Origin of the sequence: Mesorhizobium sp. (genome assembly GCF_004962245.1) — a bacterium.
Lineage (GTDB): Bacteria > Pseudomonadota > Alphaproteobacteria > Rhizobiales > Rhizobiaceae > Mesorhizobium.
On record NZ_SUHQ01000008.1, the window covers coordinates 94,213 to 107,382 of the forward strand.

The following is a 13,170-nucleotide window of genomic DNA, read 5'->3' on the forward strand; positions in this document are numbered from 1 at the left end:
GGCACGCATGGGGATTGGCGGCATCTCAGCAAGACTATGCTTCACCTTTCCGCCATGACCACAAGGCCCTGCGCCATGCCCACGAAACCGGTCTTTCCTGACATTTCATGCTTTGGCACTTCCTGTCCGCGCAGGAAGACGCGTTCCAGGGAGAAGGACGTGCTCAGCCCCTCGAAGGGCGTGTAGCCGGCCTTGCTCAATTGATCGGACCCTCGGATGACCGTCGGCCGGTCCGGATCGAGAACAAGGATGTCAGCGTCGAACCCGACCTGCAAGCGGCCCTTGCGAGAGCCAAGTCCGAAGCGCTCCGCCGGACGCGACGCGGCCAGCCTGGCGAGGTCGGACAGACCGATCAGGCCGTCGTCGACCAGCATGAGCAGCGTGGCCAACAAGGTCTGCACGCCGGGGAAACCGCCGGGCACGGCGACAAAATCCTCCGCCTGCGCCAGCTTCTCGATCATCAGGTGCGGTGCATGGTCGGTGACGATGATGTCGATGACGCCGTCGGCAACCGCGGTCCGCACGGCCTCCCGGTCGGCCACGTCGCGCCACGGCGGTGACGCCTTGGCGGGCGGTCCGAGCCGGGCGTAGTCCGATGACGTGAACATCAGGCATTGCGGACTGGTTTCGATGGAGACGTCGGCAAGATCGCGCAGGCGGCGATACGTCGCCATTCCCTGGCGCGAATTGCTTTGGCGGATATGGATCGGGGCGCCGACCGTTGCGGCAGCCAGAATAGCGCGGGCGATGCCTTGCGCCTCGGCATGTCCCGGCCGGCTGCGGACGAAATCCGCCGCCGTGCTGCGTCCAGGCGTCAGCCGGGCGAGTTCTGCGTCGAGAACGGATTGATCGCCTGGCGATATGGCGACCATTCCGCCCGCCGCCCGGACGGCCTCGACGGCTGCCTGCAGGTCGGCTGTCGAGGCATGCAGGAAATCGGGAGGGACGTCCGAGGTGAAGATCTCGAAGGAGGTCGCGCCAAGGTTCGCGAGCTCGGCCAGTTCCGAATGGTCGCGGCCAACCGCGACCTGCAGCCCGACATCGCAAAAGATCCGGCCTTCGGCGAGCGCACGCTTGGCCTTGAAATCGGCTGCCGATGCTGTCCATGGATCGTCGGTCGGCATCACCAGGACGGTGGTGACGCCGCCGGCGATCGCGGCCAGCGTCCCGCTGGCAAAATCCTCCTTCCAGGTCATGCCGGGCTCACGCAGATGCACATGCGCATCGACGAGGCCTGGCAGAAGGAATCTCCCACCCACCTGAACGATGTGCGCTGCCTCCGCCGGCTCGTTCGGCGCGAGGCGCGCCGCGATCCTGCCGTTCCTCAAAGCGAGATCCAGGTGATGGATGCCGTCGGTGTCGACCACCTGGCCGCCGCGCAGCAAGACGTCGAAGGTGGTCATGACGGCATCCGGCGCTCCTCGCGGGTCACGCATTCGACCAACGCCGGCGTACCTTCCCCAGTTGCGGCACTGGCGCGCTGCCGGCTCATGATGCCGTCCTTGCCTTTGACGGAACGAAGCGGCCGCGCCCGGCGACGCCAAGCACGCGGCCGTCGTCGACGATCACCTCGCCTCGGGCGATGGTGGTCACCGGCCAGCCCCGGACCCGCATACCCTCATAGGGCGTGTGATCGGTATTGTCATGCAGCAGATCCCGGGTGACGGTCGTCTCCCGTTCCTGGTCCCAGATCACCAGATCGCCATCGCCGCCGATGGCGATCGAGCCCTTCTGCGGTGCAATGCCATGCCGTTCGGCGGCGTTCGTGGAACTCAGCGCGATGAACTGGGCGAGGCTTATGCGGCCTTTCAGATAACCTTCGCTGAACAAAAGCGGCTGCCGCAGCTCCAGTCCGGGCAGGCCGTTGGCAATCTGGTCGAAGCGCGATTGCGGGCCGTGCCGCAGCTTCCCGTCCGGTCCCGCCAGACGGTAAGGCGAATGGTCGGAGGAATAGATCGCGACGCTGCCCTGGGCCATGCCGGCCCACAGCGCCTCCTGGTCGTCGACCGTCCGCAGCGGCGGGCTGCACATGAATTTCGCGCCTTCGAGGCCGTCGCGATCGAGGTCGGCTTCGGTCAGAAGCAGATATTGCGGACACGTCTCGGCATGGATGCTGACGCCTCTGGCGCGAGCGCGCATTACCTCTTCGAGGCCAACACGGCTGGAGACGTGTACGATCAGAACCTCGGCCCCGGTCAGTTCGGCAAAGCTGGCGATGCGGTGGATCGCCTCGCTTTCGGCGATCGGTGGTCTTGCCTTCGCGTGGAAGCGGGGTGCGACAAGGCCCCGGCCCAACAGGTCCTGCTTCAGCATTGCAATGATGGCGTCGTTTTCCGCATGCACCATGACAAGCGCGCCATGCACCGCCGCCACCTTGAGGATAGCCAGGATCTCGGGGTCGCCGAGCCGGAAATCGTCATAGGTCGTGAAGATCTTGAGCGAGGCGTAGCCGCCACGGATCAGGTCGGGCAGGTCTCGTTCGAGCATCTGGGCGCTCGCTGCCTGTATGGTCGGATGGATCGCGTAGTCGATCAGGGCCCGGCCTTCAGCCTTGAGACGGTAGGCGGCGACCGTCTCGGCCAGTGGATCCGAAGCATGAGCCATAGCGAACGGAACGATCGTCGTCGTGCCGCCGCAGGCGGCCGACAGTGTGCCGCTGCGGAAATCATCCGCGCAGGCAGCGCCATAGTTGGGCTGGTCCAGGTGGCAATGCGCATCGACGCCGCCGGGCAGCACAAGGCGCCCTTGGGCGTCGACGATCTGCGTGGCGTCCTCGAGGCGCTCCGCGATGGCCCGGACGCACCCGTCACGGATGCCGAGGTCGATCCGCACCGTGGCGTCGCCGACCGCCACCAGGCCATCGCGCACGACGAGGTCGAACCGAGCGCGCTGGGCGATCATGCCTCGCCCTCATCGGCGAACCGGAAACCGTCCCGAGTCGGGCGCTGGCTCATGGCGCCTCGCTTCCGGCCGGGAACAGCGACAGCCAATACCGGGCGATGTCGTTGCGGCGCATGAAGGCGGCCTCCGGCCTGGACAGAACCGCCTCGATCACACCTTCCAATGCCGCGGCCCGGTTGGGCTGGCCGGTCCATCGCGCATGGACGGCTATCGTCATCATGCGCCCACCTTCTTCCCTGGCTTCCCTGATCAGGAAGTCCAGATAGGCTTCGACGTTGTCGACGAAGTCCTTGGGCGTCACATAGCCGGGGCTGACCAGATAGCGGCTGTCGTTCAACGTCTTGGAATACGGGACGATCAGCAGGCGCCCGTCCTTTGCCGGCACGAAATAGGGCAAGTCGTCGTTGCACGGATCCGAATCGTATAGGAAGCCGCCTTCCTCGATCAGGATGTCGCGCGTGTTGACGCTGGGAAAGGAACGGCTGTTCCAGCCGACCGGGCGCTCGCCGAGCAGTTCGATGAACAGCGCGACGGCGCGCTGCAGATGGTCGCGCTCTTCGTCACGGCTCAATGTCCATTGTTCGGTCCAGCGCAAGCCATGGCCGAGCAGATCGTGACCCGATTGGCGCAGCCATGCCGTCACCTCCGGGTTGCGCCGCAGCGCCTCGGCGCAGCTCGAGATCGTGGCATGGACGCCGTGCCGCTCGAGCAGCCTGGCGATGCGCCAGATGCCAACGCGGCTGCCATACTCGAAATGCGTCTCGGTGCCGAGGTCGCGGATGCCGGCCGGCGCCGACAATGGATATTCACCCCAACCATCACTATGGCTGTCGCCCTCGAACAGCGAATATTCCGATCCTTCCTCGTAGCAGATCACGAGATTGACGGCGACCAGACGTCCGTGCGGCCAGGTGATCCGCGGCGGCCGCCGGCCGTAACCGACGAAATCGCGCGGCGGGCCAAGGCGATGCTGGGACTTCATGGCGGTACAACTCCTGATGGGTTGCCGATCCGCATGTCAGCGGGGAGGTCGGGCTCGAAGGCCGGTGCGGAACGGCCAGCGAGATCAGGCTTTGTTGTATCCCTGGATACAAGATTTCGCCACAACCAGACTGCAGCAACCTGTACATCAACCTGCAGAAATCTGGATACAAGAATCCCGATCCAACATGCCCGGCGACAAATTTCAGGGCCAACCACCCATGCCTTGCAGAGCACTTGTCTGGCCCTGGAGCGGCATCAGCGCGGCGTTTGCATTGCCGGAAATCTGGAGGTCCTCAGCCGGCTATCAGCCCGCGTGAGCGCGCAGTCAATCCCACTGCAGCACTGACCGATTCCCGTTCGACCAGCGGGCATTCAAGCTTGGTGATGGGGTAGCGACCCCGACCGGGCGGTGACGGGACCTCCAACTGCTCGATCGCCCATTGCCCCATCGCCATATGCGGCAGGATCGAGGTCGTCAAAGGCGGGAACAAATGGCGGGCGATCTCCTCGTCGTCATAGCCGACGACCGAAATATCCCTGGGGATATGCAGACCGGCTTCCTTAAGCGCCTCGTAGCAGCCAATCGCGGTGCGGTCGTTCTGGCAGAAGATGGCGGTCGGGCGGTCCTTGAGCGCCAGAAGCTTGACGGTCGCGGCATAGCCGGCGCTCGCCGACCAGTCGCCCTCGACCACCAGTTCGGGATCGAACGGGATGTCGGCCGTCGCCAGCGCCCGGCGGTAGCCCTTCAGCCGGTCCTGCGCCGCCTGCATCCAGGGCTCGCCGGTGATTGTGGCGATGCGGCGGTGGCCATGGCTGATCAGGTGGCGGGTGGAACTCTGCCCGCCAGCGATTTCGCTCGGCACCACGGCGGGGAAGGCGTAGTCGGCGGTATAGCAATTGAGCAGGATGACGGGGATATCGAGGCCGTAGAGATAATCGGGCGCGACGATCTCGCGCGTGAAGATGGTCATGTAGATCAGTGCCGAAATGCCCCGCTTGGTCAGTGCCGCAATGGCGCGCGGCTCCATGACGGAATCCCCCAAAGTCTGCGCGACCAGCACGACGTTGCCGGCATTCCACGAGGCCTGCCGCGCTCCTTCGATGGCGACCACCGCCTCGGGGCTGGTTGCCAGTTGATCGACCGCGAAGCCGATCACTCCATCCAGCCCTTCGAACGGGGAAACGCGGCCGCGAAGAGCAGAGAAGGCGGGGGGCGCATAGCCGAGACCCCGCGCGGCCTCAATCACCCGTTCGCGGGTCTGCTGCGACAGTCTTATGCCCGGCGTATTGTTGAGGACGAACGAAACAGTCGCCTGCGAGCAGCCGGCGGCCCTGGCGATGTCGGTCATGGTGACGCGACCCTTGGGATTCTTGCCCGATGGCTTTCGGCGCCTGGAGGCTTCAAGGGCAGGATCGCGCAGATCCGTCGGTTCGCTCATGACTCATGCTTCCCAATCCCGGCCTGTCTAACCAGAGGTCATAAAGACGGCAAGATGACCGGCGCCGTAGATTTATAAAAATTCGTCTCGATTGATGATTATTATCATCCTTGCCGCCGCGCTGTCATCCGCAAGGCGCAGGCGAACCAGATGCTGCGCGATGCACGAAGGCGCAAGGTTTTGCGGAGTCTTATCTTTTCGTTCAGGCATCACCCGTTTCGATCATGAAGCGTCCTCTCGTCTTAAGAGACGCGCGGTTTCGCGCGAGATTTTCAATCGAAAGCTAATACTATTTACTAATATCCGTAAGCGTTCTAATGTCAATTTGTCATGCCCGGCACGGGATCGAACGGGCCATGACAGGAAGCAAGCGTGTGGCGCGGTATCGGTGGCTCCGGCCGCAGAGCAACGCTGCGCAATCACGGAAATGTCAGACAAATCCGACTATTTACGAACAGCCAATGAGTCTCTAGAGTTCAAATCGTGGCTGGAATGGCGCCGTTCTTTCGCTGCCAGCACCCCTTGAGGAGGAGGGCGTCCAAGCCGCAATCGACAATGCCGCAATCTAAAATTCAGATCAGCGAGAATGACTGAGTTAACAGGGAGGATGAACATGAAATCTGCGATACGAAATGCGTCCGTCGCCGTCGCGGCCTTGGCTCTCGGCCTGTCCATCACGGCGATTGCCGGTGCCCAGGAAAAACCGACGCTGGCCTTTGTCGTCAACGGCGCTTCCGATTTCTGGAAGGCGGCCGAAGCCGGCGTCAAGAAGGCGCAGGCCGAATTGCCGGACTACAATCTGCAACTCAAATATCCGGAGCAATCGTCGGTCGCCATCCAGCAGCGGCTGATGGACGATCTGGTGACAGCCGGTGTCAAGGCCATCATGGTTTCGGCCGTCGACCCCAAGACCTCGACCGACGGGCTGAACAAGATCGCCTCGGAGACGGCGCTGTTCACCACCGACAGCGACGCACCGCAGACCAAGCGTGTCGCCTATATCGGCTCGTCCAACATCGATGCCGGCAAGCAGGCGGCCGAGATCGCCAAGAAGGCGATGCCCGACGGCGGCAAATGCCTCGGGTTTGTCGGGTTGCTCGGCGCCGACAATGCCAAGGAGCGCATCGAGGGCATGAAGGAAGGGCTCGCCGGCACCAAGATCGAGCTGATCGACGTGCGTGGCGACGATATCGACCAGGCCCGCGCCAAGAAGAACGTCGAGGACGCGCTGGTCGCCAGCCCCGACGTGACCTGCATGGTCGGCTTCTATTCCTACAACACGCCGCGCATCTATGAAGCCCTGCGCGACGCCGGCAAGCTCGGCCAGATCACCGTCGTGGGCTTCGACGACGATCCGATCACACTGGGTGGCGTCAAGGAAGGCACCGTCGCCGCTACCGTCGTGCAGCAACCCTTCGAATGGGCCTATCAGGGCATGAAGCTGATGGCCGCCTATCTCAAGGGCGACAAGTCGGGTGTTCCTGCTGACGGGCTGATCATCGTGCCGACCAAGATCATCGGCAAGGATGACGTCGATGCCTATGCCGCCAATCTGAAGGCGATGTCCGGCAATTAAGACGATGGCAGTTGCGCCGGCTCGAGGTTCGCTTCGGGCCGGCGGCTCGCATTGACGAACCCGCCAAGGGTCGTCAGTCTCCAGATGTGGCTAGAATGGCCCACCGGCTGCTGTCAGGCATGATGAACTATTCCGACGCATCCATCGCTTCCACGATTGCCCCGTTCCTCAGCCTCGAGGGCGTGCGCAAGACCTATCCCGGCGTGGTCGCGCTGGATGGGTTTTCGATGGAGGTCAGGCCCGGCGAGGTCATCGGCCTCGTCGGCGAAAACGGCGCCGGCAAGTCGACGCTGATGAAGATCCTCGGTGGCGTGACCACCCCCGACACCGGCACGATCACCGTCGACGGCGTCGCCCATGACGGGCTGACCGTCGAGGCCAGCATCGGTTCCGGCATCGCCTTCGTCCACCAGGAACTCAACCTGTTCGAAAACCTCGACGTCGCCGCCAACATCTTCTTCGGGCGCGAGCCATTGCGTGCCGGTCCGCTCAAGCTGGTCGATCGCGCCAGGCTGCGCGCGCTGGCGGCGCCGCTGCTCAAACGCGTGGGCGCCAATTTCTCGACCGATACGTCCGTATCGGCCCTGTCGCTTGCCCAGCAGCAGATGGTCGAGATCGCCAAGGCCCTGTCGATCGAGGCGCGGCTGGTGATCCTCGACGAGCCGACATCGAGCCTGCCCCTTGCCGAAACCGACAAATTGCTCGATGTCATCAAGGCGCTGAAGGCGGAGGGCATCAGCGTCATCTTCATCTCGCACCGTCTCCACGAGGTCGAGCGTGTCGCCGACCGCGTCGTCGTGCTGCGGGACGGCATGCTTGCCGGCACGCTGCCGAAGAGCGCCATCAACCACGACCAGATGGTCAAGCTGATGATCGGCCGCATGCTGAAGGAGAGGGAGAAGGCCGCAGAATCGGCGCGCCCGCCCGGCATGGTCGCCCTGTCGGCCAAGGCCATTCGCACCAACGCCTATCCAGACCGGCCCGTCGATCTCAGCGTCAGGCATGGCGAAATCCTGGGGCTTGCGGGTCTTGTCGGCTCGGGACGCACCGAGCTGGCGCGCGTGCTTTTCGGCATTGAGAAAAGCCTTGGCGGTGCGCTGCAGCTTGATGGAAAAGATCTGGTTCTCGGCTCGGCCGCCGACGCTGTGGCCAACGGGATCTTCCTCGTCCCGGAGGACCGCAAGCTGACCGGCATCCTGCTAGACCTGTCGATTGCCCAGAATATCTCGCTCCCCAATCTGCCGGCACATGCCCGGCGATCGCTGGTCTCTGTCCGTGCCGAAGCCGCCACCGCCGAAAAGCAGAAAAGCAATCTCGGCATCAAGTCGCCGTCGGTGGCGACGCGCACCGGCACGCTGTCCGGCGGCAATCAGCAAAAGGTGGTGTTGGCCAAATGGCTTGCGATGAATCCCAAGGTGATGATCCTCGATGAACCCACACGCGGCATCGACATCGGCGCCAAGGCCGAAATCTACGGGCTGATGCGGGCTTTGGCCGACGCCGGCGTCGCCGTGCTGATGATCTCCAGCGACATGGAGGAGGTGATCGGAGTTTCCGACCGCATCGCCGTCATGCACGAGGGCCAGATCTCAGGCATTCTCGACAAGGAACAGTTCAGCCAGGAAAACGTCCTGCTGCTGGCGGTGGGCAAGCAGCCGAGATAGTTTTTTGCCGCGCGTTCCGGTCGCAAAACCGCGGAACACTTTTGCGGAACCTGCCTGAGCAGGCATTTGGGGAGAAGACGATGAGCAAGAAAGATCTCGGTCTGCTGATCCTGATCCTTGTGGTGGGAGCGGTAGTTGCCATCATCAATCCGCGCTTCCTGCTGCCAATCAACCTCGCCAACACGTCGAACCTGATCGGCCTGTTCGGCATCCTGGCGATCGGCCAGGCCTTCGTCATCATCACCGGCGGCATCGAATTGTCCGTCGGCTCGGTGGTTGCGTTGCTCGGCGTCCTGTTCATCGATTTCATCGCCACGCGCGGCATGGCATGGCCGGTTGCGCTGCCGCTGATCCTCGTCCTCGGTGGAATGATCGGGCTGGCGCATGGCTGGCTGATCACGCGGCTCAAATTGCAGCCTTTCGTGGTGACGCTGTGCGGCCTCTTGATCTATCGCGGCGTGGCACGGTTCTACACAGCCGACGGCACCGCGGGCTTCGCCTTCGGACAGAATTTTCCGGAACTCGAATTCCTGACCGCGGGGCGATCCTGGGGCGTGCCGAACAGCTTCATCGCGCTGATCGTCATCGCCATGGTGATGTGGGTGGTGCTGCACCGTTCAGTGTTCGGGCGCTACCTCTACGCCATCGGCAAGAACGAGGAGGCGGCGAAATATTCGGGCATCCGCACCGGCCGCGTCGTCATGGCTGCCTATGTCATCTGCGGCGTGCTGACGGCGCTGTCGGCGATCTATTTCGCCATGTACACGCGCTCGATCTCGCCGGCGAGCCACGGTCAGTTCTACGAGCTCTATGCCATTGCGGCAGCGGTGCTCGGCGGCTTCTCGCTGCGCGGCGGCGAAGGCTCGCTGATCGGCGTCATCCTCGGAACGGTGCTGCTGCAGGAACTGCAGAACCTCGTCAACCTGCTCGGCATCCCCTCCTCGCTCAACTTCGCGGTGATGGGCGGGGTGATCCTGATCGGCGTGCTGGTCGACCAGCAATGGGGCGTGTTCCGGGAGCGGCGGCGGATGCTGGAAGCTACCCGCAAAGGCACGGCCGGTGCCGCGGCGGAGTAGCCGTTACTGCGGCTTAAATCAGGCCCGACATGTCGGAAAAGGCCATGGCCTTGCGAAGCACATCGGCGAAGCGCTCGCCGGCTGCCTCGCGTGGGCCGCTGTTGTCGATCGAGGTGACGCCTGGCCCGGACAACGCCACATTGGCGCTGCGCGCCAGGCGCGCCAGCACTTCGCCGCGCGACTCGCGGCCGCGCATGGCCAGCCGCTCGGCCAGGATTTCCGGCGAAGCGGTGATCTCGACAACAGCCAGATTGGCGTAACGCTCGCGTAGAACCGGGATGATGGCGCGGGAGACGTTGGCGATGGCGACGCGGCCATTGGCCACCGACCAGTCGACTTCAGCCGGGATGCCGTAGCGCAAGCCATGCGCCTCCCAGGCAATGGCGAAGGCGCCGTCCGCTTCGGCCTCGACAAAGGCCGCATCGGCCAGCGTATCGTGATCCTCGCTCGTGTCGCTCGGCCGGGTGATGACCCGGCGCACGAAGTCCAGCCGGCTTTCGTCGGCAAACAGGGTGCGGGCATAGCCGATTACAGTGTCCTTGCCGGCGCCGCTTGGCCCGACGACGGCAACGAACACGCCGTCGCGGATCGGAAACGCCGCGGCCGACAATTCACGCTCGATCGAAGCCGACACCGTCATGCGACCCGGCGCCCCTGCCGCCAGACCGTGCGGACCACCGGGACATGGTCGTCAAGACGGACGCGAACCACATCGGCGCGCCGGCCCTGCTCGATGACGCCGCGATCGGTGAGGCCGACCGCTTCGGCCGGATTCTTCGAAACCATGGCCACCGCCTGAGGCAGGGAAATGCCGTCGACCACCTCGCCGAGGAAAAAGGCCGACTGGATCAGGCTGAAGGGAATGTAGTCGGACGACAAGATGTCGAGCAGGCCGTCGCCGGCGAGCGTGCGGGCCGAGACGTTTCCAGAATGCGAAGCGCCGCGCATGACGTTTGGCGCGCCCATGAGGACGCCGAGCCCCGCCTCCTTGGAGGCTCTGGCGGCCTCTTCTGTGGTCGGGAATTCCGCGACGCGGACGCCCTGCTCGATCGCCTCGTCGACATGGCCTGTCGTGGCGTCGTCATGGCTGGCCAGCACGATGCCGCGCTCATGGCATGCGGCGGCGATAAAGGTGCGGTTCGGCCCCGAATTCGCCGCCGACTCCGCCATCCGCTTCTCACAGAACTTCTGGAAATCGGGATCCGACAGCTTCAGCTTGCGCTGGTAGTAATAGGCATAGGTTTCCAGGTCGACGAACTGACGCTGTCCCGGCGCATGGTCCATCAGCGACGCCAGCTTGATCCTTTCGTCGCCGTCGAAATGGGCGAAGGCGGCGAGGCAATCCGGCGCCGAAACCTCGCAGCGCAGATGGATGAAATGGTCGGCCCGCAGCCGGTCCTGCTGGACGCTGTCCTCGATCGCGTCGGCCAGCTTGCGCATGTCGGCCGAGCCCATGTCGGCATCGTCGTCCATACCGACGCGCAAGGCATCGAGCACGGTGGTGATGCCGGCGGTCGCCACCTGCGCGTCGTGAGCGAGCACCGCGGCGATCGGGTTCCAGCGCACCTTCGGCCGTGGCGCGTAGTGGCCTTCGAGGTGGTCGGTATGGAGCTCGACCAGCCCGGGAATGATGAAATCGCCGCCCATGTCCTCCCCGGCCTGGCTGGCGCCGGCATCGATCCCGGCGATCAGGCCGTCGCGCAGCACGATCGATCCTTCGACGATCTCGTCGGCAAGCACGATACGGGCGTTGTTGAGAACGGTCTGGGTGGTCATTTCAGGCAGTCCTTGGAGCATTTTGCAGCCAATCGGAATCAATTGGCGTCGCACAATGCGGTTAAAACAAAAATCACTTCAGGCGGTTTTTCTGGCCGGACGACGTCCGAGCGCGTGATGGGAAAGCACCATGAACGGGGCGCCAGGTTCGGTTTCGACAAACAGGGTCAGCGCGTCCACCGGCACCGGCCGTTGCAGGACCTCCGCGAACAGGCTGTCGATTGCTAAGCGAAGACGAGGGCTTTCCTGTGGCGAGGCCCGGCCGGACAGCGTCATATGGAACCGAAAGGTCTCGAAGACATAGGGGTAGCCCCATTGGCACAGATTGCGGAATTCGTCCGGCTTCAGCGAATCGGGGCTGCGCCGCTCGATTTCCGCCTCGCTCAGCGGCGCGCGGAAGCGGTCGAAGCCGCGCACGACGTCGTCGGCGAAGCGGTTGAGCGCCGGCAGCGGTGCTTCCGGCACCAGCGCGAAGAAGCTGTCGATCTGGCTGACGACAAGGCGCGGGATCGTCACCACCGGCGTCGCCTCCGTAAAACTGTCCAGTTCGGCGCGAAGCGAGGCTTCCGTTTCGTTCGAAGCCAGCCGGAAGGGCGCCTTCAGCGTCGCATGAAAGCCGTAGCGGCGCGCCGAAGCGGTGTGGAAGGCGACTTCCGCCGCCGACAGATCGCCCACAGCCTCGACCGGCTTTGTAGCAGCGCCGAACGGGTCGCGGCCGAGCCAATTAGCAGCTATCCGCGCCAGTGGTTCGTCCTGCCGGGGGGTGAAATAGATAGCGTAGCGCATCGAAGTTCCTCGTCAACCTCGCTGCCATAGGCGATTTGCATGACGAAATGACGAAGCTGATGATCGCTCCTGATAACAAAAGTTGTTCCGGCGGGTCATTAGCCGGCGATTTTTTCGCCTTGGGCCAGTTTGCCGACCCGGAACAGCCACGCGATCAGCGCTTCATCAGCCATTCGTGCTCGGGCGCGTTGTGGAATTTCCACGTCCGCTTCGGCCCGGCCATGACATTGAGATAGTAGAGGTCATAACCATGGCAGGCAGCACAGGGATGATAGCCTTTGGGCACCAGCACGACATCGCCGTCCTCGATCGCCATCGCCTCGTCCAGCGCGCGGGCGCCATTCATGTCGGCATCGGTGTAGACGCGCTGGAAGGCAAAGCCCTGCGGCGGATTGAGACGGTGGTAGTAGGTCTCCTCCAGATAGGATTCGACCGGCAGATTGTCCTGGTCATGCTTGTGCGGCGGATAGCTCGACGTGTGGCCGCCGGGCGTGATGACCTCGACAACCAGCAGTGAGTCGGCCGGCTTGCCCTCCGGCAGGATGTTGGTGACATAGCGCGTGTTGGTGCCCATGCCGCGAACCTCCTGGCCGAGGTCGTCCGGCCCGATGACGCGGACGGGGAGGCCGCCGCCCAGTCCAGGCGCCGAGCAGATGGCGAGTTCGAGATCGGTGTCGGCGGTCACCGACCAGTCGGAGCCTTGCGGCACGTACACAGACCACGGCTTGCCCTCGAAAGGCGACATGCGCTCGCCGAGCAGGCCGAGATCCTTGCCGCCGGCTTTCGCCTTGCCCTTGCCGGTGACGAACACCAGGCAGGCTTCACGATCCGCCGTTTGCCCGGAGGCTGTTTCGCCTGGCCTGAGCCGATGCAGATCGAAACCGACATAAGTCCAGCCGGCGTTTTGCGGTGTCACATGGGCGACGCGGCCATGGCCCTTATCGGCTTTGACGAGCAGTTTCGACATC

General features: G+C 63.9%; 11 protein-coding genes. 3 read left to right on the top strand and 8 right to left on the bottom strand.

Annotation, left to right across the window (positions count from 1 at the left end):
• Positions 1–41: 41 nt before the first annotated feature.
• The 4 genes from E5X88_RS10835 to E5X88_RS10850 all read right to left on the bottom strand — a co-directional run bounded on the left by E5X88_RS10835 (position 42) and on the right by E5X88_RS10850 (position 5,324).
• Entirely contained in the window at positions 42–1,403 is a 1,362-nt protein-coding gene (locus tag E5X88_RS10835) for a dihydroorotase family protein (RefSeq protein WP_292161220.1), read from the bottom strand.
• A gap of 85 nt (positions 1,404–1,488) precedes the next feature.
• The gene (hydA, locus tag E5X88_RS10840) at positions 1,489–2,901 is read right to left on the bottom strand and encodes a dihydropyrimidinase (protein WP_292161221.1); all 1,413 of its coding nucleotides are present in this window, start codon (positions 2,899–2,901) and stop codon (positions 1,489–1,491) included.
• Between the two features lie 49 nt (positions 2,902–2,950).
• Positions 2,951–3,883 carry a polysaccharide deacetylase family protein gene (locus E5X88_RS10845; protein ID WP_292161222.1) on the bottom strand — a complete coding sequence of 311 codons (933 nt, stop codon included), beginning with the start codon at positions 3,881–3,883 and terminating at the stop codon, positions 2,951–2,953.
• 295 nt (positions 3,884–4,178) lie between these two features.
• Complete coding sequence (locus tag E5X88_RS10850) at positions 4,179–5,324, bottom strand: LacI family DNA-binding transcriptional regulator (protein WP_292161223.1); 1,146 nt, start codon at positions 5,322–5,324, stop codon at positions 4,179–4,181.
• 613 nt (positions 5,325–5,937) lie between these two features.
• Between E5X88_RS10850 and E5X88_RS10855 the strand changes: the two genes are divergently transcribed.
• From E5X88_RS10855 to E5X88_RS10865, 3 genes are all read left to right on the top strand, one after another.
• Complete coding sequence (locus E5X88_RS10855) at positions 5,938–6,900, top strand: sugar-binding protein (RefSeq protein ID WP_292161224.1); 963 nt, start codon at positions 5,938–5,940, stop codon at positions 6,898–6,900.
• Between the two features lie 122 nt (positions 6,901–7,022).
• Entirely contained in the window at positions 7,023–8,564 is a 1,542-nt protein-coding gene (locus tag E5X88_RS10860) for a sugar ABC transporter ATP-binding protein (protein WP_292161342.1), read from the top strand.
• A gap of 80 nt (positions 8,565–8,644) precedes the next feature.
• Positions 8,645–9,640 (top strand): ABC transporter permease, encoded by a 996-nt coding sequence (locus tag E5X88_RS10865; protein ID WP_292161226.1) that lies wholly within the window; start codon positions 8,645–8,647, stop codon positions 9,638–9,640.
• 13 nt (positions 9,641–9,653) lie between these two features.
• Here E5X88_RS10865 and phnN read toward each other — a convergent pair whose 3' ends face one another.
• The 4 genes from phnN to iolB form a co-directional block, all read right to left on the bottom strand.
• A complete protein-coding gene (gene phnN / locus E5X88_RS10870) occupies positions 9,654–10,280 on the bottom strand; it encodes a phosphonate metabolism protein/1,5-bisphosphokinase (PRPP-forming) PhnN (protein WP_292161227.1) in 627 nt (208 codons plus the stop codon).
• The gene (locus tag E5X88_RS10875) at positions 10,277–11,416 is read right to left on the bottom strand and encodes an alpha-D-ribose 1-methylphosphonate 5-triphosphate diphosphatase (protein WP_292161228.1); all 1,140 of its coding nucleotides are present in this window, start codon (positions 11,414–11,416) and stop codon (positions 10,277–10,279) included. The genes phnN and E5X88_RS10875 overlap by 4 nt, the downstream gene beginning before the upstream one ends.
• A gap of 78 nt (positions 11,417–11,494) precedes the next feature.
• Positions 11,495–12,202 carry a DUF1045 domain-containing protein gene (locus E5X88_RS10880; protein WP_292161229.1) on the bottom strand — a complete coding sequence of 236 codons (708 nt, stop codon included), beginning with the start codon at positions 12,200–12,202 and terminating at the stop codon, positions 11,495–11,497.
• A gap of 154 nt (positions 12,203–12,356) precedes the next feature.
• Positions 12,357–13,169 carry a 5-deoxy-glucuronate isomerase gene (iolB, locus tag E5X88_RS10885; RefSeq protein ID WP_292161230.1) on the bottom strand — a complete coding sequence of 271 codons (813 nt, stop codon included), beginning with the start codon at positions 13,167–13,169 and terminating at the stop codon, positions 12,357–12,359.
• Between the last annotated feature and the right edge of the window lies 1 nt (position 13,170).

Bases quoted from the DNA above. Each gene is read 5' to 3' on its own strand.
- E5X88_RS10835 (WP_292161220.1), bottom strand. From the start codon at position 1,403: ATGACCACCTTCGACGTCTTGCTGCGCGGCGGCCAGGTGGTCGACACC.
- hydA (WP_292161221.1), bottom strand. From the start codon at position 2,901: ATGATCGCCCAGCGCGCTCGGTTCGACCTCGTCGTGCGCGATGGCCTG.
- E5X88_RS10845 (WP_292161222.1), bottom strand. From the start codon at position 3,883: ATGAAGTCCCAGCATCGCCTTGGCCCGCCGCGCGATTTCGTCGGTTAC.
- E5X88_RS10850 (WP_292161223.1), bottom strand. From the start codon at position 5,324: ATGAGCGAACCGACGGATCTGCGCGATCCTGCCCTTGAAGCCTCCAGG.
- E5X88_RS10855 (WP_292161224.1), top strand. From the start codon at position 5,938: ATGAAATCTGCGATACGAAATGCGTCCGTCGCCGTCGCGGCCTTGGCT.
- E5X88_RS10860 (WP_292161342.1), top strand. From the start codon at position 7,023: ATGAACTATTCCGACGCATCCATCGCTTCCACGATTGCCCCGTTCCTC.
- E5X88_RS10865 (WP_292161226.1), top strand. From the start codon at position 8,645: ATGAGCAAGAAAGATCTCGGTCTGCTGATCCTGATCCTTGTGGTGGGA.
- phnN (WP_292161227.1), bottom strand. From the start codon at position 10,280: ATGACGGTGTCGGCTTCGATCGAGCGTGAATTGTCGGCCGCGGCGTTT.
- E5X88_RS10875 (WP_292161228.1), bottom strand. From the start codon at position 11,416: ATGACCACCCAGACCGTTCTCAACAACGCCCGTATCGTGCTTGCCGAC.
- E5X88_RS10880 (WP_292161229.1), bottom strand. From the start codon at position 12,202: ATGCGCTACGCTATCTATTTCACCCCCCGGCAGGACGAACCACTGGCG.
- iolB (WP_292161230.1), bottom strand. From the start codon at position 13,169: ATGTCGAAACTGCTCGTCAAAGCCGATAAGGGCCATGGCCGCGTCGCC.